The organism is Stappia indica (assembly GCF_020177335.1).
Taxonomy (GTDB): Bacteria; Pseudomonadota; Alphaproteobacteria; order Rhizobiales; family Stappiaceae; genus Stappia; species Stappia indica_B.
Genome location: NZ_JAIVMG010000008.1, coordinates 137,656 through 159,334 on the forward strand (window position 1 = coordinate 137,656; position 21,679 = coordinate 159,334).

Genomic DNA, 21,679 nt, shown 5'->3' on the forward strand with positions numbered 1-21,679 from the left:
CGCCAACGGCGCAAGGTTTCAAATTCACACAAGCGAAGGTCTTTCGGTGAACGTACACGCAAACACTCCGCTGCCGGTGCCAAGGCCGCGCGATCCGCGGCTCGACTTCTTTCGCGGCATCGGCATGTTCATCATCTTTGTCGCCCATCTGCCGAACAACACCTGGACCTTGTGGATCCCGGCCCGGTTCGGCTTTTCCGACGCGACCGAGATCTTCGTGTTCTGTTCCGGCATGGCCTCCGCCATTGCCTTCGGCCGGGTGTTCGATCAGCGCGGCTGGTGGATGGGCGCGGCCCGGGTCAGCCATCGCGTCTGGCAGGTGTACTGGGCGCATATCTGCCAGTTTCTGGTGATCGCCGCCGGCCTGATCGCCGTGCAGCGCAGCGGCTATCTCGCCAGTTGTTGCGGCCTGACCGAGGACTACGTCGCCTCGCTGAATCTCGTCAATTTCCTGGACAAGATCGACACCACCCTGCCGGGGCTGCTGACCCTGACCTATGTGCCGAATTATTTCGACATCCTGCCCATGTACATCGTCATCCTGATGATGTTGCCGCTGGTAATGGCCGCATCGTACCTTGGGCGCGGCGCGATCTTCGCGTTGATGGGGCTCAGCTGGGGTCTTGCCACCCTGGGCTATCTCGGCCTGCCGGCGGAGCCGTGGTCCGATCGGGTCTGGTTCTTCAATCCCTTCGCCTGGCAGCTGATCTTCTTCACCGGCTTTGCCTTCATGCGTGGCTGGATTCCGGCACCGCCGGTGCGTCGGGAACTGATGCTGCTGGCCGTGGCCATCGTCGTGCTGACCGTGCCGTTTGCCTATTTCCGCGCCTATCAGGCGGTGCCGTTGCTGGCGGAGATGCGCCAGGCCATCGCCCCGCTGTGGGACAAGACCCACTTCGGCATCCTGCGCTTCGTGCATTTCCTCGCGCTGGCCTATCTCGCCTGGATCGCGGTTGGCGCGGGCGGGCGTTATCTTGTCGTCGACAACGGTTGGGGCCGGTTCGTCAAGGTGGTGCAGAAGGTCGGGCAACAGTCGCTGGCGGTGTTCCTCGCCAGTCTGGTGCTGGCTCAGGCGATTGGGATCCTGCGCGACATGGCCTGGGGGCGTGGCAACATGCTTGCCGAACTGATCGCCAATCTGGCCGGCTTCGCCGGATTGATCGCGGTTGCCTATGTCGTCGCCTGGTACAAGGGCAATCCCTGGAAACGGGGCGGCGGTCCGGGTGCCGGCGGCCAGGACGTGGCGCGGGCGCTTGCCTCCGGACCGGAGCCGTCGCCGGGCCGGAGCGCGCGGCTCGAAACGATCCGATAGCGCAAGCCCGGCAAGGGCGGGGGCAGCCTGTCGGTCCCCACTACGGAGTGTCTTGCGCGCCTTGCTGTCGGTCTTGCTGAAGATCGTGGGCGAGCGCGCGCCAGGCGCGGGCGATCCAGGCCGCGCGCAGGCTGTGGCCGCCCGCGTGCAGGCAGACCTCCAGAACCGCTTCGCCCGTCTCCTGCCGCTGGCATCCCAGCCCCTCCGCCGGGGCGGTTTTGGGGAAGATCACCGCCAGCCCGGCCTTGCGTTGCCAGACGGCAAGGCTGTCGGCGACCGTCGACTGGTGCCAGCGCTCGCCGATCGGCCGACCGAGGAGCGGCACGGTGCGATCCTCGGTGCCATGCACATGATAAAGGTCGGGGACTGGCGATGGGCAGCTCTCCGGGACCGGCTCCCAGAAGGCGCCGGCAACGGGCGCATAGCCGGAAAACAGCTCGCCGCGATAACATGCGAGGTTCCACACCATCGAGCCGCCGATGGAAAAGCCGGCGGCCATCAGCCGGTCCCGGCGGATCGGAAAGCGCCGGGCCAGGTCGGAGACCAGATCCTCGAAGAAGGCGAAATCGTCCCGCAGTGCGTCCGGTGCCCCAGGATAGGACCAGGTGCCGTCCTTGCCCTCCGGGAGGACGACGGCGACGTTCAGCTGATTGGCAAGCTGTACCCAGGCCGGGTTGCGAAGTTCGGCGCGCGCCGATCCGCGCCAGCCGTGCAGAAAGACGATCGCGCCGAGCGGCGTGCGTCCGTTCCACTCTTCCGGAACGCGGATGCGGTATTCGCCCGAGGCGATCCGGCAGGGCGTTTTCACGCCGCAGCTTGGCGCTCCGTTGCCGGGCCATGCGGGGAAGAGCAGGAGCAAGGCGAGGCCGGGCAGGGCCGCCGCCATGCGGCGCAAGAGGGGCGGTCGCTGCGCCATCGGCAAGCCTCCGTTCCATCGGTTCGCTGCCGATAGAATGACCGGTCTGGCCGCTGCCGCAAGCTGTGTCCGCCCGACGTCACATCACGGCTTGGTGAGCGCAGCGGGCGGATGTCGTCAGAGAATGGCCCAGCGGATGGCGCCAGCGACGAGGAACAGGGTCAGCACCCCGGCCAGCCACAGACCGGCGAACCAGGCCAGCCGGCGGCTGAAGCCGCCGGGAGGGTGGTGCTTGTCCTGACCGTCTTGCCGGATCATCAGTGATACCCCTCGCCAATCCGCACCTTGCCGCGGAACACCCAATAGGCATAGCCGCTATAGGCCAGGATCATCGGCACCAGAACGAGCGCACCCACCAGCAGGAACAGCAGCGAGGAGTGCGGCGCGGCCGCCTGCCAGATGGTGATGTGCGGTGGCACGATATGCGGGAAGAGGCTGATGCCAAGGCCGATATAGCTGACCAGGAAGAGACCGAGGCCAGCAAGGAACGGCAGGCCGTCCCGGGTGCCCGACAGGCTGCGGAACAGGACGACGGCAAGGGCCGCGACCATCAGCGGCACCGGCGCGGTGTAGAGGATTTGCGGCATGGTGAACCAGCGCGCGGCGAACTGCGGATGCAGGAACGGGGTCCACAGGCTGACGATGCCGATGACGCCGATCATCAGGACGGCAAAGAGCCGGGCCTTCTCGCGGAAATGGGCCTGGGTCGGGCCCTCGCATTTCCAGATCAGCCAGCAGGCCCCGAGCAGCGCATAGCCAATCACCAGCGCCACGCCGGTCATGATGGAGAACGGGCTCAGCCAGTCGAGCCAGCCGCCCGCATAGCTGCGGCCCTCGACGGCAATGCCCTGAACAATCGCTCCGAGGGCGACCCCTTGCGCGAAAGCGGCGGTCAGGGAGCCGAGGAAGAAGGCGATATCCCAGATCCAGCGGCGTTCGGGGTGTGCCTTGAAGCGGAATTCGAACACCACGCCCCGAAAGACCAACCCGAGTAGCATGGCGATGATCGGTGCGTAGAGTGCCGGCATCAGCACCGAATAGGCAAGCGGGAACATGGCGTAGAGCCCGCCGCCGCCCAGCACCAGCCAGGTTTCGTTGCCATCCCACACGGGTGCGATCGAATTCATCATCAGGTCGCGTTCCGTCGCTGAACGGGCGGTGGGAAACAGAATCCCAATGCCGAGATCGAAGCCGTCGAGCACCACATAGATGAAGACGGCGGCGGCGATGATGAGAGCCCAGACGAGGGCGAGATCGATGTCCATCCGGTCTACTCCGTCGTGTTCGAGGGGTGGGGGTCGGTAAAGGCGGGGGCCGGGGTCACGCCGGCGGCGCGTGCCGGTTCACCGGGTGTCGGGCCGCTTCCCGTTGCGGGGCTGCGCAGCATGGCGGCGAGCATGTAGCCGGTGCCGATACCAAAGACGATGAAATAGACGATGATAAAGATCACCAAGGAGGTGGCCACCGCCGGCGCATCGACCGGCGAGATGCTGTCGCTGGTGCGCAGCAGCCCGTAGACCGTGTAGGGCTGGCGGCCCACCTCTGTGGTGATCCAGCCGGCAAGCACGGCGATGAAGCCGGAGGGCCCCATGACAAGGGCCGCCCGGTGCAGCAGCGGGGTCTCGTAGAGCGTGCCCCGGTAGCGCAGCCACAGGCTCCAAAGCCCCATGCCGAGCATCAGGAAGCCAAGCCCGACCATCACCCGGAAGGAGAAGAACAGGATCGCCGCATCCGGCCAGTCTTCGCGCGGGAAGTCCTTCAGTCCCGGCACCCGCCCGTCAAGGGAATGGGTGAGGATGATGCTGCCAAGCAGGGGAATCTCGACCTTGTAGTAGGTCTCGGCCTTCTCCATGTCCGGGATGCCGAACAGGAGCAGCGGCGCGCGCGTCTCGCCCTCGAAATGCCCCTCAAGCGCGGCGATTTTCGCGGGCTGGTGCTCCAGGGTGTTGAGCCCATGCATGTCGCCGGCGAAGATCTGCACCGGCGTTACGATCGCCGCCATCCACATGGCCATGGAGAACATCACCCGCGCGGCGTCGTTGGTGCGGTCCTTCAGCAGGTGATAGGCGCCGACCGCGCCGACGACGAAGGCCGTGGTCAGATAGGCCGCCAGCATCATATGCACGAAACGGAACGGGAAGGAGGGATTGAAGACGATCTCCAACCAGTTCTCTGGGGCGAACTGACCCGCCTCGTTGATCGTGTAGCCGGCGGGCGTCTGCATCCAGCTGTTGGCCGACAGGATCCAGAAGCCGGAGATGGCCGTGCCGAGAGCGACCATCGCGGTTGCCGTGAAATGCAGCCGGGGGCCGACCCGATTGAGGCCGAACAGCATGATGCCGAGGAAGCCAGCCTCCAGGAAGAACGCCGAGAGAACCTCGTAGCCCATCAGCGGGCCGAGGATCGGTCCGGTCTTGTCGGCGAACACGGCCCAGTTGGTGCCGAACTGATAGGCCATGACGATGCCGGAGACCACGCCCATGCCGAAGGCAACGGCGAAGATCTTCAGCCAGTAGTGGAACAGGCGGAGATAAACCTCCCGCTTGGTGGTCAGCCACAGGCCCTCCAGCACCATCAGGAAGCTGGCGAGGCCGATGGTGAAGGAGGGGAAGATGATGTGAAAGGAGATCGTAAAGGCGAATTGTATTCGCGCCAGATCGACTGCCGAAATGTCCATTACATACTCTCTCCTGTCTCCGTCCTATGTGCTGTGCAACCTTAGCATATCCCGGTTGCCGGGTGCGGCACGGCTGTCGCCGGCACGCGCCTGGGTTCGCTCGGCAAGATGGCGCATCCGCCGGTTACGACCATGTGACAGATTGAACCGCGTCCGGCCGCCGCGCGGCGCCATGACGCGCAGGCGGATGGCAAGAATACTATTCGCCTTCGGTCGGGATATGGATCGTCCGCCCGCAATGCTTGCAGTGGACTGCGTCCGGATCGTGCCGCGACAGGCCGCAGTCGGGGCAGGTGTAGCTGATCTTCTGGGGGCGGAAGATCGTCTGCACCAGCCGCAGGAACAAGCCGACGCCGAAGATCATGATCATCACGGTGAGGAAGCGACCGAAGCTGTCGGTCATGGTGATGTCGCCGAAGCCGGTCGTGGTCAGCGTGGTCACCGTGTAGTAGAGCGCGTCCAGATAGGTGTTGATTTCCGGATTGCGGTGAGCCTCCGCCACATAGACGATGGCCGTCACCACGAAGACAAAGACGAAGAGGTTGATCGCCGACTGGATGATCTCCTCGTTCCTGCGGAAGAAGGCCGAGGCATCGCGCAACTCCTTCAAGAGGTGGTAGGAGCGCAGCAACCGCAGCATCCGCACCACCCGCAGGAAGGCGAGATTATCGATGAACGCACTGGCCAGCAGCGACAGGATCACCACCAGATCGGTCACTGCGGTGAACTCGAAGACCGCGCGCACCGGGCGGTGTGCGGCGGCAAGCCGCAGCAGGTAGTCCGCCGTGAGCACGGCGGCGATCAGGTAATCGGCAATATGATTGGACCGGTTCGGATCGAGCATCGACGAGATCACGAAATAGGCGATGGTCACGATGTCGAAGGTCAGCAGCGTCAGCCGCCAGCGCTGGGCACCCGGCGTCATGCCGTAGTAGAGGCGGCGCACGCCGGCGCGAAAGCGCTGGAACCGCGTATCGGTCTGCGTTGTGCCGGACGGATTCGGATGCGATGTCATGTCCCGAAAAGAGCGCGACGACGGGGCCAGCGTCAATGGAAATACAGCGTCTTTGCAACGCCGCCGGAACGAAAAACCTTAATGGTTCGTCAACTGTTTTGGACTCTTGCGCGAATCGGGTCAGAATTTGCAACCGGCGACGCCTGTCTGACCGCTCCGTCGCCGGTCTTGGGGCGGTGTGTGCAAGACATGCCGGATCGAGGACGGTTCAGGGAAGCATGTTAGTCAAACCGGACGCCTGCAGCTCCGCTCATGGGGCGGAGGCGGCACGGGTGAGAGTGAAACAGGGGTTGGTGTCATGTCGCGTCTTCAGCTTGCCCTTCCGACGCTGGACGATTCCCTGCGTTTCGCCGAGCGGCATGTCGGCGACATTCTGCACACGCCGAAATCGCCGGATGGCGCCGCCTATCGGTTCATCGTCCGCGGCCCTGGCCGCTTTGGCGAGGGGGCACGAAGCGGTCGCGCCATCGAGATCGTGGCGACGACCCGCCGGGAGGCCGAATTGAAGCGCCTGCACGCGGTCGCCACCAGTATCGCCCAGTATCTGGAAGAGCGCATCGCGGCGGAACAGCCCGGGGTCGCCGCCGAGTAGTCCGCCGGGCGCTTGGCCGGAAGGCCGGGTGGGGCTCAGGCCCAGGTGCGTTCCAGCACCGAGACCCAGTTGCGCCAGGCAATCTTCTCGATCAGGTCCTCGCCATAGCCGGCCTTGCGAAAGGCGTCGATCAGGTTGGGCAACCCGGCGGCATCGCCGATGGCGCTGGGGACCATACACCCATCGAAGTCGGAGCCGAGGCCTACCCCGTCCTCGCCGAGCCGTTCCAGCAGATGATCCACGTGTCGGACCATCAGCTCAAGCGGCGTGTCGCTGCGATAGGCGCCGTCCGGGCGCAGGAAGGCAACGTGGAAGTTGAGGCCGACCAATCCGCCGCTTTCGGCGACCGCGTCGAGTTGCCGGTCGGTCAGGTTGCGCGAGGACGGGCAGACCGCATGGGCGTTCGAATGGGAGGCGACCAGCGGACGGTCGCTGAGCCCGGCGACGTCCCAGAACCCCTTCTCGGTGATATGAGACAGATCGATCATGATGCCGAGCCGGTTGCAGGCCCGCACCAGATCGCGGCCCACCTCGGTCAGCCCCGGGCCGGTGTCCGGTGAGGCCGGACAGTTCATCGGTACCCCATGGCCGAAGATGTTGGACCGGCTCCAGACCGGGCCGAGTGAGCGCAGCCCGGCTGAATGCAGCACCTCCAGCGCCGTCAGCTCCGCATCGATCGCCTCCGCCCCCTCGATATGCAGCACCATCGCCAGCACGCTGGAGGCAAGGGCGGCGCGAATCTCCGCAGCGTCGCGGCAGATCGCGACCTGGCCGTCGCTGTCGCGCGCCAGCCGCAACGCGCGGGCCGCCAGCTTCAGGGTGAAGTCAAGGGCGGGACCATGGGCCACTTCGGCATAGTTGGCCGGGTCGTCGGGGCGATAGGGTAGGGCCGTGTCGTCGCAGGCGCGCGAGGGCACATACATGGCGAACAACCCGCCGGCGAACCCGCCTTCGCGCGCGCGCGGCAGGTCGATATGCTCGCGGCTGGAGCGCTCGAAGAATGAACGTTCCCGTGGTGTCCCGGCGCCGAGTTCGAGTTTCAGCAAGGTGTCGTTGTGGCCGTCGAACACGGGGACGGGGCGTGGCTGCATGGGGAACTCCTGATAGGGACCGGCGCGCGGTATGGGGGCGAAGTCTTGCCGCCGCCAGCGGGCATTGCAAGGGGCGAGGGACGAATTTCGAAGGTGACGCACCGCTCGCGCGCCATCGGGGACGCCCTGCCGGATGTGCTCCGGGGGACCGGCGCGGAAGCTCCGCGCTCAGTCCGGGATCGGCAGTCGGTTCAGGCCACCGCCCGTTCGGGGAACAGCGAGGCAAGACCCGCCTGGCTGGCGCTGCACACGCCGCGTTCGGTGATCAGCCCGGTCACCAGCCGTGCCGGCGTCACGTCGAAGGCCGGGTTGGCCGCCGGCGAGGTCGGCGGGGCGATCAGGACCTTGTCGACGACCCCATCGGGCCGGCGCCCGTGCACCCAGGTCACCTCGGCGCCGTCGCGCTCCTCGATCGGGATTTCGCGCACCCCGTCGCGCACGGTCCAGTCGATGGTGGAGGAGGGCAGGGCGACATAGAAGGGCACGCCGTTGTCCTGTGCCGCCAGGGCCTTCAGATAGGTGCCGATCTTGTTGCAGACATCGCCAAGCGCCGTGGTCCGGTCAGTGCCGGTGATCACCATGTCGACCTGGCCGTGCTGCATCAGATGGCCGCCGGCATTGTCGACGATCAGCGTATGCGGCACCCCGTGCCTGCCCAGCTCCCAGGCGGTGAGGCTCGCACCCTGATTGCGCGGCCGGGTCTCGTCCACATAGACATGGACATTGAGCCCGGCGTCATGCGCCTGATAGATCGGCGAGGTGGCGGTGCCCCAGTCGACGGTGGCAAGCCAGCCGGCGTTGCAATGGGTGAGGATGTTCACCGGTTCGCCCGCCGGCTTGCGCGCGGCCAGCGCCCGGATCAGCTCCAGCCCGTGGCTGCCGATAGCATGGTTGACGGCGACATCGTCGTCGCAGATTTCGCCGGCGCAGCGCCAGGCGGCCTCGGCCCGCTCGACCGGGCTGAGCGGGCCCACCCGGGCCATCACCGCATCGAGCGCCCATTTCAGGTTGATCGCCGTCGGCCGCGTGGCAATCAGCGTATCATAGGCCGCCTGAAGGGCGCTGTCGCTGGCGTCGTCGCGCAGGGCGATCGCCATGCCATAGGCCGCCGTCGCGCCGATCAGCGGCGCGCCGCGCACCCACATGTGGCGGATCGCCACTGCGGCCTCGTCGAGGCTGCTGAGCTCCAGGGTGACGAATTCATGCGGCAGCCGGGTCTGGTCGATGATCCCGGCGCTGCGGCCGCCCGCCCCAGCCCAGATGGAGCGGTACGCGGTGCCGTCGATTTTCATGGTAGTTCTCCATTGAGGTCCATCCGGATGAGGCGGGCCTGGTGATCCTTGAGGGGGCATACCCTGGGAAGCCGAAACGAATTATGTCAAAGGCAATCGACTGATGATAGTTGCCTTGTCGGGGCATCTGCCGGCGGGGCCGGCGGCACCCTTTATCTGGACGTGAGGGAAAGGCTCCCGCGCGCCTTTCGCAGCAAGCAGGACGAAGACCAGCATGACCGCCCACGAGACCGAATTGCGTCAGTCGATCATCGACGCCTGCCGGGGCATGAACGCCTCCGGGCTCAATCAGGGGACCTCGGGCAACATCAGCCTGCGCAACGGCGATGTCATGCTGATCACCCCCTCCGGCGTGCCGTATGACAGGCTGGAGCCGGCGATGATCGCCGCCCTGCCGCTGGACGGGAAGGGCGCGTATGAGGGGCCGATGAAACCCTCGTCGGAATGGCGGTTTCATCTCGACATTCTCAACGCCCGGCCGGATATCGGCGCCGTGGTGCACACCCATTCCACCTACGCAACGGCGCTGGCCATTGCCGGGCGCGAGATTCCCGCCTGTCACTACATGATCGCCGCCACCGGCGGCCCGGTGGTGCGCTGCGCCGACTACGCCACCTATGGCACCCAGGAGCTGTCCGATGCGGTGCTGAAGGCGCTTGACGGGCGGCTCGCCTGCCTGATGGCCAACCACGGGATGCTTGCCGCCGGCACCGACCTTGCCAAGGCCATGTGGCTCGCCAAGGAACTGGAGACCCTGGCGCGCCAGTATTACCTGGCGCTGCCTTTGGGGCCGCAGATCCTGCCCGATGCGGAGATCGAGCGGGTGCGCGAAAAGTTCAAGGGCTACGGGCTCAATGCGCAGAAGGCGGCCGGTTAACCGGCTTCCGGCTCGTCCTGGCGGGTGGGCGCCGCCGCGTCTTCCCGCAGCAGCGCGGCAAGCGCATTGCGAAAGGCCGTCTGGCCGGAGCTGCGCAGCGGCACGAACGGCTTGTTCAGTTTCTGGCACATGCGCTTGGCCCTGAGGCTGGCGTCATGGCTGACGCAGTTGACCGGGCACAGCACGCAATCGACCGAGGGCAGCATGCCGTCGAGCCGTTGCGGCGTGTCCTCCACCCCGCCGTCGTGATGGTGAAAGCTGGCGTTGAAGGTCTCGGCGATGCCGCGCAGTCGCTCGGTGCGGCCGTGCAGACCGCCAATGTAGAGCACCGCCCGTTCCGGACGGGCTTCGGCAGGCTTCGGAGCCTCCGCGCTCGGCGTTAGTGTCGTAGCCGTGGCCGAGGGGAGGGGCCGGGAGGCCGTGGCGCGCCGTGCCGATGCGGCTTCCAGCTCCTCCGCGCGGGCCTCCGCCTGCCGTGCCCGGACCCGGGCCGACTGCAACGCCCGCTCCATCTTGTCGAGCCGCCGGGTGAGATCCCGGGACGGGCCGCGCGGCTCGGCCGGGGCAGGGGCCGCCTGGTCCGCCTTCAGCCGCGCCAGCGTGGTTCGCAAATCCGCCAGCTCCCGGTCGCGCGCCTCCAGCGCCTGTTTCAGACCGGCCTCGACCCGGCGCGCCCGGTCTTCCTCGTCCTGCAACTGGTCGCGCAGCGCCACCGCTTCCACCGATTTTTGCCGGAACGAGGCGCCGGCCAGATGCGACAGCATGTGCACCTCGCCGAAGATCCGCACCCGCAAATCCGAGGGCACATGGCCGTGGGTCATGAACGCCCAATAGGCCGCGGCGACCTGGCCGCGTTCGCACATCAAGCGCCAGAGGGCATCGAGGTCCTGCGCGCAAGGCGTGCGCGCAACCCGGCGCAAGGCTCCTTCGAAGCGCTGGTCGAGCAGCTTCTGAAAGGCCCGGGTGAAGGGGGTGTCCATGGTGGCGAGCCGGACGAAATGGCCGTGAATGTCGTAGTCCGGGGTGCCTCCGGCGATGTCGATGCCGACCTTGCGGGCGACGCGGCGCAGGTCGCCGACGCTGGCGCAGGTGCCAAGCAGCGAACAATGCACGCTGTCGCTCTGCTCCCATAGCGCGATCCGCCGCCGGGTCTGGCCGGCCTCCGCCGTATTGACCGCACGAGGGGAAGGGGCCGCCGCCGCCTTCACGGCGGCATCGATCGCCCGCGTCAGATCCTCCGCTCTACCGCACATGCTGAATCCGCCTTCTCAACAATGTCACCGGACATCGGCTTTCGCCGCTTGTTGCAAAAGCCTGGCTTGCTGGCCGACGAGGGAGCGAACGGCGTGGCTTGCTGGCGCTTGGACCGCCCATCGGGATGCCGGGGCACAACGGATCCCGTCGAAGGGCATTGCCTTGGGTATAAAAGATGAGTATTGCAGTCAAGAAATAACTTGCGAATGACTTGCAAGTTTGGAACGATTCCAAAAACCCGAGTTTCCGGAAGGATTTGACGATGCCCGAGACCCCGCATGCGCGCCGCGAGACCCTGACGGCGCCTGTTGGCAGCGGTGCCGGCAAGGACCAGCCGACGCCTGCGGTGCTGGACAGCGAGGCCCTTTTCAAGGGCGCGCGCGAGCTGCATATCCGCCACAAGGACATGATCTACCGCCTGTCGATCACCCGGTTCGAGAAACTGCTTCTGACCAAGTAAGTCCCGCTCATGCGCCCCGGTTGTCCCGGGCGCGCATGAGTCGGCACCGCCGGTCTTGCCATCGCCGCCGCGATCTGCGAAGGAATGGCCACCAAGACAGGTGGACAGATGATAATCGCCCCATCCAGCGCGACACCCCGTGACGAGAGCCGGGTGCGGCCCTTGAACGGCCCTGTGCGCGCGGCCGACCGTCTGCTTCCGCAAGGGCCCGCCTGCGGCCGATTTAGCAAGACCTCCTGATCTCCTGCCCTGATCCGGGTGCTCCCGTGCGGCTGACGTCGCGCGGTGAGACCTCGTTTTCCCGCAGACGGCTGGAAACCCCCTCAAAGTCTGATAAAAGACGCAAAATTCCTCGCAACGCGCCGCGCCGGTGCCGAACGCTGCGCGCCGCCAATCCCGACGGTGTCATGTCCGATCTAGAAACCCTTGAATCCGAAATTCTCGCGGCGGTGGCCGCTGCGGCGAGCGAAAGCGCTCTGGAAGAGGTGCGCATTGCCACCCTTGGCAAGAAGGGCTCGGTCTCCGAACGGCTGAAAATGCTGGGCAAGGTCTCGCCGGAAGAGCGGCGGGAACTGGGGCCGGCGATCAACGGCCTGAAGGCGCGGGTTGGCGAGGCTCTGGCCGCGCGCAAGGCGGTGCTTCAGGAAGAGGCTCTCACGGCCCGGATGGAGGCCGAGCGTGTCGATATCTCCCTGCCGCTGCGCCGGCCGCCGGCGGAAGAGGGCCGGGTTCACCCGGTCAGCCAGGTGATCGACGAACTGACCGCGATCTTCGCCGACATGGGTTTTTCCATTGCCGAGGGGCCGGACATCGAGACCGACCACCTCAATTTCACCGCGCTCAACTTCCCGGAAGACCATCCGGCACGCGACATGCACGACACGTTCTTCATGCATCCGCGCGCCGATGGCGAGCGCATGCTGCTGCGCACCCACACCTCGCCGGTGCAGGTCCGCACCATGATGAGCCAGAAGCCGCCGATCCGGGTGATTACCCCGGGCCGCACCTATCGCTGCGACAGCGACCAGACCCACACGCCGATGTTCCATCAGGTCGAGGGGCTGGTGATCGACAAGGGCAGTCATATCGGTCACCTCAAGTGGGTTCTTGAGGAATTCTGCAAGGCGTTCTTCGAGGTCGACGAGCTGAAGATGCGGTTCCGCCCGTCCTTCTTCCCCTTCACCGAACCGTCGATGGAGGTCGATATCGGCTGCGACCGCTCCGGCGGCGAAGTGCGGGTCGGCGAGGGCGACGACTGGCTTGAGATCCTCGGCTGCGGCATGGTGCATCCGAATGTGATCCGCAACTGCGGCCTCGATCCGGACGAGTATCAGGGCTTTGCCTGGGGCATGGGCATCGACCGGTTGGCCATGCTGAAATACGGCATGCCGGACCTGCGCGCCTTCTTCGATGCGGACGTGCGCTGGATCGAGCACTACGGCTTCCGCCCGCTCGACCTGCCGACCCTGTTCGGAGGGCTTTCGCGATGACGGGCTCCGGGAGGGGACGAAGCCGGAAGGCCGGGGGTGGGGCGCTGGTCGCTCTCTTGATGCTGCTCGCCGCTCTTCTGGGCGGGGCCGGTTCCGGTCCGGCGCTGGCCCAGCCGCAGGAGTTGCCCTCGTTCATCGAGGTCTGCGCCGACAAGACCGAGGAGCGCGGACGCCTGCGCTATTGCGACGCGTACTTCCGCGAGGCGCTCGGCGCCAAGGCGGATCCGGTTCTGTATCTGCGCGATCGCATCACCCATTTGCGGGCGAGCCAGGAAGCCAATGCGGAAGACAATTACGAAAGCTTCCTGACTGCCGTCGCGATCACCGCCTTTCTCACCATTGCGACGATGATCCTGGTGGTCAGCGAGCGTCGGATCGCCGGAATTGCCAAATGGTCGACGGCGACCTCGGCCCTGGCGCTCCTGGTGATCATCGCCACCATGACCATCGGTTGGTTGGAGAAATACCGCGCCGAGGATGCGGCGATGCTCGAACTGGGACTGTTGCGCGACCAGATCGAGACCGAGGCGTCACAGGTGATCGTTACCGGCGGGGCGTTGAGCGATGCCCAGATCCAGCGCTGGACCGACCGGCTGCACGACATTGGCCAGCGGTTTGCCGAGAACTACGGCAATTCCTCCATCGTGCCCGACCTGGACCGTTTCTCCCCGAAGAATTGATGCCGCGCCCCGGTGGATGCCGGGCGGCCCGCGGCCAAGACAAGAGACCGACACCATGAAATTCACCCTGTCCTGGTTGAAGGATCATCTGGAAACCGACGCAAGCCTCGACGAGATCGTCGAGACGCTGACCCGCATCGGCCTGGAAGTCGAGGAGGTGACCAGCCCCGCCGACCGCCTGCGCCCGTTCACCATCGCCAAGGTGCTGGAGGCAAGGCCGCATCCGAACGCCGATCGCCTTCAGGTGCTCAGCGTCGATGCCGGCGATGGCGCCGCGCCGCTGCAGATCGTCTGCGGCGCGCCGAACGCCCGCGCCGGGCTGGTCGGCGTGCTGGCGCGGCCGGGAGACTATGTGCCGGGCATCGACGTCACCCTGTCGGTCGGCAAGATCCGCGACGTGGAAAGCTTCGGCATGATGTGCTCGGAGCGGGAGCTGGAGCTGTCCGAGTCCCACGACGGCATCATGGATCTTGGCGAGGATGCCCCGCTTGGCGCTTCCTATGCCGAATATGCCGGGCTCGACGATCCGGTGATCGAGATCGGCCTGACGCCGAACCGGCCCGACTGCGCCAGCGTGTCCGGGATCGCCCGTGATCTGGCCGCGGCCGGTCTTGGCATCTTCAAGGAAAACCGCCCGGCATCGGTGGTCGGCGAGGGGGCCTGCCCGGTTGCCGTGCGCCTTGAGTTCGGCGATACGCCGCCGCTCTGCCCCGCCTTCGGCCTGCGTCTCGTGCGCGGCATCACCAATGGTCCGTCTCCGGCCTGGATGCAGAAGCGCCTGGTGGCGATCGGTCTGCGTCCGATCAACGCGCTGGTCGACATCACCAACTACATCACCTTCGACCGGGGTCGGCCGCTGCATGTGTTCGACGCCGCCAAGGTCGCCGGCGATCTGGTGGTTCGGCGCGGCCGCGAGGGCGAGGAACTGCTCGGCCTCGATGGCAAGACCTATCGGTTCGATGACAGCATGTGCGTCATTTCCGATGACAATGGCGTGGAATCCATCGGCGGTATCATGGGCGGCGAGCTGTCCGGCTGCACCGAGGAAACCACCGATGTGCTGATCGAATCCGCCCTTTGGGACCCGGTCAACATCGCCCGCACCGGGCGGGCGCTCGGCATCAGCACCGATGCGCGCTACCGGTTCGAACGCGGCGTCGATCCGCAGTTCTGCCTGCCGGGCCTCGATCTGGCGACGCAGATGGTGATCGAGCTGTGCGGCGGCACGGCAACTGAGGTCATGTTCACCGGCGAGCTGCCCAACAGCGAGCGGATGATCGACTTCCCGGTGGCGGAAGTGAAGCGGCTGACCGGCCTGTCGCTGACGACGCCGGAGATCAAGGGCGTGCTGACGCGCCTTGGCTTCTGGGTCACCGGCAGCGGCGATACCGTGAAGGTGGCGCCGCCCTCCTGGCGTCCGGATGTGCATGGCAAGGCCGATCTGGTGGAAGAGGTGGTGCGCATCGTCGGTCTCGATGAGGTGCCGGCAACCCCGCTTCCCAATCTTTCGTCGGTCTCCGGGCGGGTGTTGACGCCCGGCCAGTTGCGCCGGGGGCAGGCGCGGCGGGCGCTGGCCGTGCGCGGTCTGAAGGAGGCGGTCACCTGGTCGTTCATTTCCCGCGCGCAGGCCGAAGCCTTTGGCGGTGGCCGGCGTGATCTGGAGCTGGCCAACCCGATTTCTCCGGAGCTGTCGGACATGCGGCCGAGCCTCGTGCCCGGGCTGGCGGCAGCAGCGCAGCGCAACGCCGACCGCGGCTATCCCGATGTCGCCCTGTTCGAGGTCGGGCAGATCTTCGGCGACGACACGCCCAAGGGGCAGTCAATGGTCGCCGCCGGCCTGCGCCGGGGCACCGCTGGCTTCAACGGCGCCGAGCGGCACTGGTCCGGCAATGCGCCGGCGGTGTCGGTGTTCGACGCCAAGGCGGATGCGGAAGCCGCGCTTGCTGCGATCGGGGCGCCGGTCGACAAGCTGATGGTCTTCGCCGAGGCGCCGGCCTGGTTGCATCCGGGACGCTCGGGCGAATTGCGGCTTGGCCCGAAGACGGTGCTCGCTCGGTTCGGCGAGTTGCATCCTCGGGTTCTCGCGGCGCTCGATCTGGAAGGTCCGATGGTGGCCTTCGAGGTCTATCTCGATGCGGTGCCGACGCCGAAGTCCAAGGCCCGGGCGGGGCGCTCCAAGGGCGCGCTCGACACGTCCGATCTGATGCCGGTGCGGCGTGACTTCGCCTTTGTCGTCGACGAGGCGGTCACCGCCGAGCGGCTGCTGAAGGCCGCGCGCGGCGCGGAAAAGACGCTGATCACCGGGGTGACCCTGTTCGACGTCTATCGCGGCGCGGGCATCGCCGAAGGACAGAAGTCGATGGCCATCGACGTCACCCTGCAGCCGCGCGACCGGACGCTGACCGACGAGGACATCGAGGCGGTTGCGGCCAGCATCCGGGCGGCGGTGGAAAAGGCCACCGGCGGTACCTTGCGCGGCTGAACCGTGCCCTGAACCATCGCCGGCGGGTCCTGTCTGCCGGCGATCCTCGTGGTGCTTGCGCCGGTCGCCGCCACATGTCATGTCGGAGGTGACATGAGACCACAACGCACCTTGCGGGTCGTGCCCCGACCCGCCGACCGGCCCTCACTGCTGCCGCTGGACCGGCGGAGCCTTGGCGATCCGTCGCTGACCAGCGAGCGGGACCGTCGGTGCATGCTGGAACTTCTGATCCGCACCGATGAGACATTGATGGGCGTTCTGCGCGCCGCGCGCGATCTTGCGCTGCCCGACTGGCGTCTGGTGAGCGGTGCGATCTACCAGAGCGTCTGGAACGCCCTGACCGCTCGTCGGCCCGGTCACGGGATCAAGGATTTCGACCTGGTCTATTTCGATGCGTCCGATCCGGGGTTCGAGGCGGAAGACCGGGTGATCGCCCGCGCTGCCCCGTTTTTCGCCAGGGCGGGACGGCCGGTGGAGATCCGCAATCAGGCCCGGGTGCATCTGTGGTTCGAACAGCGCTTCGGTGTGCCTTACGCGCCGCTGCGCTGCACTGACGAGGCGCTCCTGCGCTATGCCGCGCACACCCATGCGGTTGGCGTGCGCCTCTGCGCCGATGACCGGCTCGATATCGTCGCGCCCTTCGGTCTTGCCGATATCTTCGCCATGCGGCTGGTGCCCAATCCGGCGCTCGACAATCGCCGGGGCTACGCGGAAAAGGCCCGTCGCATGAAGGTGCTCTGGCCGGAGCTGGAGGTCGTGTCCTGGCCGGAGGGAGCACCAATGGCGGCATCCGCCGAGGTCCGCCCGGTCTCGGCGGCATCGCGCGACTGGATGTCCGTCGCCACCAGCCCGCGCACCGAATTGCCGAAATAGACGCTGTCCGCGCCGGCAAGGTCGGCGAGGGTGAGGTCTGCCTCATGGGCGCGGCCGCTCTCCAGCAGCGCGGCGCGCAAGGTCCCTGGCAGCAACCCGTGCCGCAGTGCCGGGGTCAAGAGATGCCCGCCCCGGGCAATGAACAGATTGCTGATGCTGCCCTCGGTCAGAAACCCTTCCGCGTTGAAGAACAGCACCTCGTCGCAGCCGGTCTCTGCCGCCAGCCGTGCCCGGGTTTCGTCATAGTGGGCGCGGGCGGTGGTCTTGTGCCGCAGCAAGGGGGGCGGGGCGTCGACGGGGCTCTCGGCCAGCACCGCGCGCCAGCGCGGCGGGGTGGGGGCAAGCGGGGCGTCGGTCACCGAAAAGTGGCCATCGGCGTCCAGTTGCACCCGCACCCGCCGGGCCGCGTCAAAGCTTGCCGCCCGCTGTGCCAGATCCTGCCGGATGGCACCAAGCGGACAGGCGAAGCCGAGCTGGGCGGCGCTGGCCTCAAGCCGGTTCAGGTGCCGCTCCAGCAGCAAGTAGCCGTCGCCCGGGTGCCAGGCCATGGTCTCGAACAGGGCGAACTCCGGCGCGCTTCGCTCCAGGAAGGCAAGCTTCAGCCGGCATTCCTCGTATTCCGGTTCGGCGCGGGAATCGAACACAAGACCCGAGCCGGTACCGATCTCGAAGCTTCCATCCCGCGCCGCGACCAGCGTGCGAATGGCGACGTTGAAGCGAAAATTGCCGCCTGGCTCCAGACAGCCGATGGAGCCGGTGTAGATGCCGCGCGGGCCGGTCTCAAGCTCCCGCAGGATCTCCATCGCCCGCAGCTTCGGCGCGCCGGTGATCGAGCCGCAGGGAAAGAGCCGCGCCATGCAGGCGGCAAATCCGGTGCCGGGTGTGATCCGCCCTTCCACCGTCGAGGTCATCTGGAACAGGGTGCGATAGCCCTCCACCTCCAGCAGCTTCGGCACCTCGACGCTGCCCGGATCGCAGATCCGCGAGATGTCGTTGCGCATCAGGTCGACGATCATGATGTTTTCTGCGCGGGACTTCTCGTCGGCGGCAAGCTCTGCGGCAATTGTCCGGTCTTCCTCCGGATCTGATCCGCGCGGGGCCGTGCCCTTCATCGGCCGGCTTTGCAGCCGTGCGCCCTGCCGTTCCAGGAACAGCTCCGGCGACAAGGACAGCACGCTGTGGCTGCCGAGATCGAGAAAGGCGGCATGACCGACCGGCTGGGCGGCGATCAGCCGGCAAAACAGCACGGCCGGGTCGCCGTGCCAGGTGCCGCGCCCGCGCATGGTCAGGTTGGCCTGATAGATATCGCCCTTGGCCAGGTGATCGCGGATGGCGGCAAACGCCTGCGCGTAGGCCTCGCGGGTCATGTCGAACCCGTCGAGGCGAAGCCCTGAGGGCGCCTCCTCGGCGCTCTGGGGTGCCGGTACGGCGGTGAGCGCGGCAAGGGCCTCTTCGCGGCTCAGCTCCCGGGGCGGGCCATAAACGCCGAACCACACCAGCGGCACCGCTGGCGATGTGAAGGGCGGCGTGCGCAGCTTGTCCTCGAAGGCATAGCCGGCCTCATAGGCGAGATAGCCGGCGCAGTGATGGCCTTGCGCCGCGGCCTGCTCGGCGGCCTCCAGAACCGATGGCACCTCTTCCAGCCGCGTGCAGGCAAGGATCCGTTCCGGCGCGGTGAAGAGCCGTGCCGTGCCGGCAAGCGCATCGAGAAGAAGAAGGGTGCCGGTCGAGGGGGTATCGCGCATTTTCGGTCAGGGAGCGGGGGATGGAGCGTGCCGCCCGGCAGGCCGGACGGCGATCGGTGCGGGCCGCTGTGCCGGTCGGGAGATGGCTCCCGCGCGGCCAAGCGTCCGCCTTGCTTTGGCGCTACCGTCTTGCGGGCGACATTGCAAGCCCCCCATCGCGACATGAACATCGCGACATGCCCCGGCCCACCGCGACGAAACCGGCGTTGCAGGCGTCAGTCCGCCGCCGGCATCGGGCAGGTGACGCCGGTGCCGCCGAGCCCGCAATAGCCCGAAGGGTTCTTGGCGAGATACTGCTGATGGTCGGTCTCGGCGAAGTAGAAGCTTTCCGCCGGCTTGATCTCCGTGGTGATCGTCCGGCCGTGACCGGCACTGCCGAGCGCCTGTGCATAGGCCGTCTTCGAGCGTTCGGCGGCCTCGCGCATGGCCTCGCTGCTGAAGTAGATGGTCGAGCGGTATTGCGTGCCTGTGTCGTTGCCCTGGCGCATCCCTTGCGTCGGATCGTGTCCTTCCCAGAAGGCTTGCAGCAACCGGTCATGCGGCAACACCTTGGGATCGAACACCACCCGCACCACCTCCGCATGGCCGGTCCGTCCGGTGCAGACCTCGTGATAGGTTGGGTTCGGCGTGTAGCCGCCCGCGTAGCCGACGGCGGTGACGACAACGCCCGGCATCTGCCAGAACAGCCGTTCCGCGCCCCAGAAGCAGCCGAGACCGAGGAGCACCTCTTCCTGCCCCTCCGCCGGGCTGGCGTCGATCGGCATGCCGGACACCGCATGGACCCCGGGCGTAACGATCGGCGTTTCGCGTCCCGGCAGGGCGGCGTCGCGGCCCACGAGGGAGAACTTGTTGCTGAGCATGGTCATGAACGACATGTGCGCCTCCTTGGGCACTAAGGGAACCGGCGGCGGGGCCGGCGTTCCGCGTCACACAAACTCCGGCCGGCGGCGGGACCAGCGGCGCTCGCCAAGCCACAGAAGGACAAAGCCGAGCGGTCCGGCGACGAGCCAGACCGGCTGCACCAGAAGGGTCAGGATCACCGGATCCCACAGGACCGGATTGACGTGGCGCTGGATCGCCGCCTGAGTGATGTTCAGCGACGCGGGCGAAATTTGGAACCAGTACTGGCCGAGCGGCGTGGTCGACCATGCCGAGGCGGCGATGGTCTGGGTGCCATCGAGGACGATGGTGACCAGCGCGACGGCGACCAGCGCAAGGCCGAGAAGGCGCAGGAGAAAACGTATCATTGCGGCGGTCCATTCCCCATGAAGGGCGTGATCTGATCTGCCGGAAAGATAGGCGGAGGAGGGGCGCCGGGCAATGACGCTGACGGAATGTTGATAACCGCGTCAAAAAGGAATTTCGGCGCTTGAACTCGATCGCGTGCTGGGTATAGTGCGCGACTTGCGGGCATCAGAAACGGTGGCTGCAAACCGCATTCTGGCAATGCGGTTCGGACCTGCGGGCTCCGGCTTCGACCGGCTCATGAGGACCGAGACTGCGGAGAGGTGGCCGAGTGGTCGAAGGCGCACGCCTGGAAAGTGTGTAGGCGGGTAACCGTCTCGAGGGTTCGAATCCCTCTCTCTCCGCCATTTCGGCATAAAATCGGGAGCACCGCTTCCCGTGCGCTCGACGATGTGACGTCCGGCATCGGTTGGTCGGGCGCCCTGAGTGTGGGGCTTGGGCGAAAGGCTAGCAAGGTCGGCCTCCAGCGCCTTCACGCGGGCGCTGTTGCTGGATCGGGCTATGCCGAGGCGTTGCGGCAGGTGCGTCGTGGGCGAATTCTAGGCTCGTCGCCCACGCATTGCAGTCAGCTATCTCGGTGACTGACCTATCATTATGCTTTGCTCACACTTTCCGGCCCCATTTCCAATGGGTGTTGCAAGCGCGAACTCACTGCAATCCTGTTCCATATATTGATTGTGCCGATGGCAATGGTCAGTTGTGCAATCTCGGTCTCGGAGAACGCGGCTCTGACCACTTCAAACGTGGCATCTGGAATGCCGGTTTGGGCGGCCAGCGTCACACTTTCAGTCCAATCTAGGGCCGCGCGATCCCGGTCGTCGAAGAAGGGGGATTCACGCCATACAGGCAGGAGGTGCAGCATTTGTGGGCTTAGTCCATCAGCCAGTGCCTCCTTCACGTGAAGATCGACGCAGTATGCGCAACCGTTGATCTGCGAGGCGCGCAGCTTAACGAGGTGCAGAAGGCGAGCGGCGATACCCGAGGTCTTCACCGCACTGTCGAGGGCCGCGACGGCACGATAGAGGTCAGGCGCAAGATGGGCGATGTTCATTCTCGGTTGCATGGCAAAGTCCTGTCAGATGAGGGTTGGCGTCGAATCGTGGATATAATATATCCACGATATGAGGGTGCCAACCCAACACCGCGAAAACAGGGGGAAACCCGGTGCGGCGATTGAGCGATGGAGTCGAGGCGGCGCTGCACTGCGCCCTAGCACTTGCCTACCTGCCAGATGGCAAGGTTCTCGCGGGCAAGAGCCTTGCCGAGCTTCATGGAGTTTCCGAGTCCTACCTCCTGAAGCATTTGCGCGCGCTCGCGGCTGCCGGTGTCATTGACGCACTGCCGGGGCCACGGGGGGGATATCGCCTGGCGCGAGAGCCAGCGAGCATAACGTTACTCGATATCGTTGAGGCCATTGACGGGCGTGAACCGGCGTTCGTCTGCCGCGAGCTTCGACGCCGCGGGCCGGGCTATTCTAAAGACCCGTGCGTCTACAAAGCAGACTGCTTCATCAAGTCTCGCATGCTTGCTGCGGAGGACGCCTGGCGGGACGCTTTGCGTGCTCAAACACTCTCTGATCTGGTGAGCGATGGAGAGGCGTTAATCAGCGACCACAACCGGCGGGCAATTGCAGATTTCATCGCGGAATCGCAGCGTTAAACGCGACCCGATGCCATCA

At 66.2% G+C, this 21,679-nt stretch carries 20 protein-coding genes, 1 tRNA gene and 1 pseudogene; 10 read left to right on the plus strand and 12 right to left on the minus strand.

Annotated features, from left to right (window positions below; all coding sequences use genetic code 11):
- Positions 1-46: 46 nt before the first annotated feature.
- Positions 47-1,312, plus strand: a complete 1,266-nt coding sequence (locus LC062_RS12430; RefSeq protein ID WP_224911352.1) for an OpgC family protein — start codon at positions 47-49, stop codon at positions 1,310-1,312.
- Between the two features lie 40 nt (positions 1,313-1,352).
- Here the strand turns inward: LC062_RS12430 and LC062_RS12435 are convergent, their stop codons facing one another.
- The 5 genes from LC062_RS12435 to LC062_RS12455 form a co-directional block, all read right to left on the minus strand.
- Positions 1,353-2,228, minus strand: a complete 876-nt coding sequence (locus tag LC062_RS12435) for an alpha/beta hydrolase family esterase (RefSeq protein WP_224911353.1) — start codon at positions 2,226-2,228, stop codon at positions 1,353-1,355.
- Positions 2,229-2,345: 117 nt separating this feature from the next.
- Positions 2,346-2,486: a DUF2474 domain-containing protein gene (locus LC062_RS12440; RefSeq protein WP_224911354.1), complete on the minus strand. Its 141-nt coding sequence runs from the start codon at positions 2,484-2,486 to the stop codon at positions 2,346-2,348.
- On the minus strand, positions 2,486-3,493 hold the full coding sequence (cydB, locus tag LC062_RS12445) for a cytochrome d ubiquinol oxidase subunit II (protein WP_224911355.1): 1,008 nt from the start codon (positions 3,491-3,493) through the stop codon (positions 2,486-2,488). The genes LC062_RS12440 and cydB overlap by 1 nt, the downstream gene beginning before the upstream one ends.
- Positions 3,494-3,498: 5 nt before the next feature.
- On the minus strand, positions 3,499-4,905 hold the full coding sequence (locus LC062_RS12450) for a cytochrome ubiquinol oxidase subunit I (RefSeq protein ID WP_224911356.1): 1,407 nt from the start codon (positions 4,903-4,905) through the stop codon (positions 3,499-3,501).
- A gap of 199 nt (positions 4,906-5,104) precedes the next feature.
- The gene (locus LC062_RS12455; protein ID WP_224911357.1) at positions 5,105-5,920 is read right to left on the minus strand and encodes an ion channel; all 816 of its coding nucleotides are present in this window, start codon (positions 5,918-5,920) and stop codon (positions 5,105-5,107) included.
- A 298-nt stretch (positions 5,921-6,218) separates the two neighbouring features.
- Between LC062_RS12455 and LC062_RS12460 the strand changes: the two genes are divergently transcribed.
- Positions 6,219-6,512 carry a hypothetical protein gene (locus LC062_RS12460; RefSeq protein ID WP_224911358.1) on the plus strand — a complete coding sequence of 98 codons (294 nt, stop codon included), beginning with the start codon at positions 6,219-6,221 and terminating at the stop codon, positions 6,510-6,512.
- Positions 6,513-6,547: 35 nt separating this feature from the next.
- Here the strand turns inward: LC062_RS12460 and LC062_RS12465 are convergent, their stop codons facing one another.
- Together LC062_RS12465 and mtnA are read right to left on the minus strand one after the other, a co-directional pair.
- Positions 6,548-7,603 (minus strand): dipeptidase, encoded by a 1,056-nt coding sequence (locus LC062_RS12465; RefSeq protein ID WP_224911359.1) that lies wholly within the window; start codon positions 7,601-7,603, stop codon positions 6,548-6,550.
- A 191-nt stretch (positions 7,604-7,794) separates the two neighbouring features.
- On the minus strand, positions 7,795-8,895 hold the full coding sequence (mtnA, locus tag LC062_RS12470; RefSeq protein ID WP_224911360.1) for an S-methyl-5-thioribose-1-phosphate isomerase: 1,101 nt from the start codon (positions 8,893-8,895) through the stop codon (positions 7,795-7,797).
- Positions 8,896-9,109: 214 nt separating this feature from the next.
- Here mtnA and LC062_RS12475 point away from each other — a divergent pair, with 214 nt between their 5' ends.
- On the plus strand, positions 9,110-9,772 hold the full coding sequence (locus LC062_RS12475) for a class II aldolase/adducin family protein (protein ID WP_224911361.1): 663 nt from the start codon (positions 9,110-9,112) through the stop codon (positions 9,770-9,772).
- Here the strand turns inward: LC062_RS12475 and LC062_RS12480 are convergent.
- Positions 9,769-11,025 (minus strand): DUF2325 domain-containing protein, encoded by a 1,257-nt coding sequence (locus tag LC062_RS12480; protein ID WP_224911362.1) that lies wholly within the window; start codon positions 11,023-11,025, stop codon positions 9,769-9,771. The two genes, LC062_RS12475 and LC062_RS12480, sit on opposite strands and share 4 nt — an antisense overlap.
- A gap of 263 nt (positions 11,026-11,288) precedes the next feature.
- Here LC062_RS12480 and hemP point away from each other — a divergent pair, with 263 nt between their 5' ends.
- The 5 genes and pseudogenes from hemP to LC062_RS12505 all read left to right on the plus strand — a co-directional run.
- Positions 11,289-11,486, plus strand: a complete 198-nt coding sequence (gene hemP / locus LC062_RS12485; protein ID WP_224911363.1) for a hemin uptake protein HemP — start codon at positions 11,289-11,291, stop codon at positions 11,484-11,486.
- A 407-nt stretch (positions 11,487-11,893) separates the two neighbouring features.
- Positions 11,894-12,976, plus strand: a complete 1,083-nt coding sequence (gene pheS / locus LC062_RS12490; protein ID WP_224911364.1) for a phenylalanine--tRNA ligase subunit alpha — start codon at positions 11,894-11,896, stop codon at positions 12,974-12,976.
- Complete coding sequence (locus LC062_RS12495) at positions 12,973-13,656, plus strand: phenylalanyl-tRNA synthetase subunit alpha (protein WP_224911365.1); 684 nt, start codon at positions 12,973-12,975, stop codon at positions 13,654-13,656. The genes pheS and LC062_RS12495 overlap by 4 nt, the downstream gene beginning before the upstream one ends.
- A gap of 55 nt (positions 13,657-13,711) precedes the next feature.
- Complete coding sequence (gene pheT / locus LC062_RS12500; protein ID WP_224911366.1) at positions 13,712-16,138, plus strand: phenylalanine--tRNA ligase subunit beta; 2,427 nt, start codon at positions 13,712-13,714, stop codon at positions 16,136-16,138.
- Between the two features lie 249 nt (positions 16,139-16,387).
- A pseudogene (locus tag LC062_RS12505) lies at positions 16,388-16,834 on the plus strand (nucleotidyltransferase family protein); the annotation flags it as partial.
- A gap of 8 nt (positions 16,835-16,842) precedes the next feature.
- On the opposite strand, the gene pabB reads toward LC062_RS12505, so the two are convergent.
- The 3 genes from pabB to LC062_RS12520 form a co-directional block, all read right to left on the minus strand.
- Positions 16,843-18,756 carry an aminodeoxychorismate synthase component I gene (gene pabB / locus LC062_RS12510; protein WP_224911367.1) on the minus strand — a complete coding sequence of 638 codons (1,914 nt, stop codon included), beginning with the start codon at positions 18,754-18,756 and terminating at the stop codon, positions 16,843-16,845.
- A gap of 215 nt (positions 18,757-18,971) precedes the next feature.
- Entirely contained in the window at positions 18,972-19,631 is a 660-nt protein-coding gene (msrA, locus tag LC062_RS12515; protein ID WP_224911368.1) for a peptide-methionine (S)-S-oxide reductase MsrA, read from the minus strand.
- Between the two features lie 51 nt (positions 19,632-19,682).
- A complete protein-coding gene (locus LC062_RS12520; RefSeq protein WP_224911369.1) occupies positions 19,683-20,003 on the minus strand; it encodes a hypothetical protein in 321 nt (106 codons plus the stop codon).
- A gap of 255 nt (positions 20,004-20,258) precedes the next feature.
- Here LC062_RS12520 and LC062_RS12525 point away from each other — a divergent pair.
- Positions 20,259-20,348 (plus strand) — tRNA-Ser (locus LC062_RS12525).
- Between the two features lie 245 nt (positions 20,349-20,593).
- On the opposite strand, the gene LC062_RS12530 is transcribed toward LC062_RS12525, so the two are convergent.
- Positions 20,594-21,064 (minus strand): carboxymuconolactone decarboxylase family protein, encoded by a 471-nt coding sequence (locus tag LC062_RS12530; protein WP_224911370.1) that lies wholly within the window; start codon positions 21,062-21,064, stop codon positions 20,594-20,596.
- A gap of 101 nt (positions 21,065-21,165) precedes the next feature.
- On the opposite strand from LC062_RS12530, the gene LC062_RS12535 reads away from it, so the two are divergent.
- Positions 21,166-21,660 carry an Rrf2 family transcriptional regulator gene (locus LC062_RS12535; protein ID WP_224911371.1) on the plus strand — a complete coding sequence of 165 codons (495 nt, stop codon included), beginning with the start codon at positions 21,166-21,168 and terminating at the stop codon, positions 21,658-21,660.
- Positions 21,661-21,679: the final 19 nt, after the last annotated feature.

Excerpts from the sequence above, each read along its gene's own strand:
- cydB (WP_224911355.1), bottom strand. The coding sequence starts at position 3,493 with ATGGACATCGATCTCGCCCTCGTCTGGGCTCTCATCATCGCCGCCGCC.
- LC062_RS12460 (WP_224911358.1), top strand. The coding sequence starts at position 6,219 with ATGTCGCGTCTTCAGCTTGCCCTTCCGACGCTGGACGATTCCCTGCGT.
- hemP (WP_224911363.1), top strand. The coding sequence starts at position 11,289 with ATGCCCGAGACCCCGCATGCGCGCCGCGAGACCCTGACGGCGCCTGTT.
- LC062_RS12530 (WP_224911370.1), bottom strand. The coding sequence starts at position 21,064 with ATGCAACCGAGAATGAACATCGCCCATCTTGCGCCTGACCTCTATCGT.
- LC062_RS12440 (WP_224911354.1), bottom strand. The coding sequence starts at position 2,486 with ATGATCCGGCAAGACGGTCAGGACAAGCACCACCCTCCCGGCGGCTTC.
- LC062_RS12435 (WP_224911353.1), bottom strand. The coding sequence starts at position 2,228 with ATGGCGCAGCGACCGCCCCTCTTGCGCCGCATGGCGGCGGCCCTGCCC.
- LC062_RS12520 (WP_224911369.1), bottom strand. The coding sequence starts at position 20,003 with ATGATACGTTTTCTCCTGCGCCTTCTCGGCCTTGCGCTGGTCGCCGTC.
- LC062_RS12465 (WP_224911359.1), bottom strand. The coding sequence starts at position 7,603 with ATGCAGCCACGCCCCGTCCCCGTGTTCGACGGCCACAACGACACCTTG.
- LC062_RS12475 (WP_224911361.1), top strand. The coding sequence starts at position 9,110 with ATGACCGCCCACGAGACCGAATTGCGTCAGTCGATCATCGACGCCTGC.
- pheS (WP_224911364.1), top strand. The coding sequence starts at position 11,894 with ATGTCCGATCTAGAAACCCTTGAATCCGAAATTCTCGCGGCGGTGGCC.
- mtnA (WP_224911360.1), bottom strand. The coding sequence starts at position 8,895 with ATGAAAATCGACGGCACCGCGTACCGCTCCATCTGGGCTGGGGCGGGC.
- LC062_RS12450 (WP_224911356.1), bottom strand. The coding sequence starts at position 4,905 with ATGGACATTTCGGCAGTCGATCTGGCGCGAATACAATTCGCCTTTACG.
- LC062_RS12480 (WP_224911362.1), bottom strand. The coding sequence starts at position 11,025 with ATGTGCGGTAGAGCGGAGGATCTGACGCGGGCGATCGATGCCGCCGTG.
- msrA (WP_224911368.1), bottom strand. The coding sequence starts at position 19,631 with ATGTCGTTCATGACCATGCTCAGCAACAAGTTCTCCCTCGTGGGCCGC.
- LC062_RS12455 (WP_224911357.1), bottom strand. The coding sequence starts at position 5,920 with ATGACATCGCATCCGAATCCGTCCGGCACAACGCAGACCGATACGCGG.
- LC062_RS12495 (WP_224911365.1), top strand. The coding sequence starts at position 12,973 with ATGACGGGCTCCGGGAGGGGACGAAGCCGGAAGGCCGGGGGTGGGGCG.
- pheT (WP_224911366.1), top strand. The coding sequence starts at position 13,712 with ATGAAATTCACCCTGTCCTGGTTGAAGGATCATCTGGAAACCGACGCA.
- pabB (WP_224911367.1), bottom strand. The coding sequence starts at position 18,756 with ATGCGCGATACCCCCTCGACCGGCACCCTTCTTCTTCTCGATGCGCTT.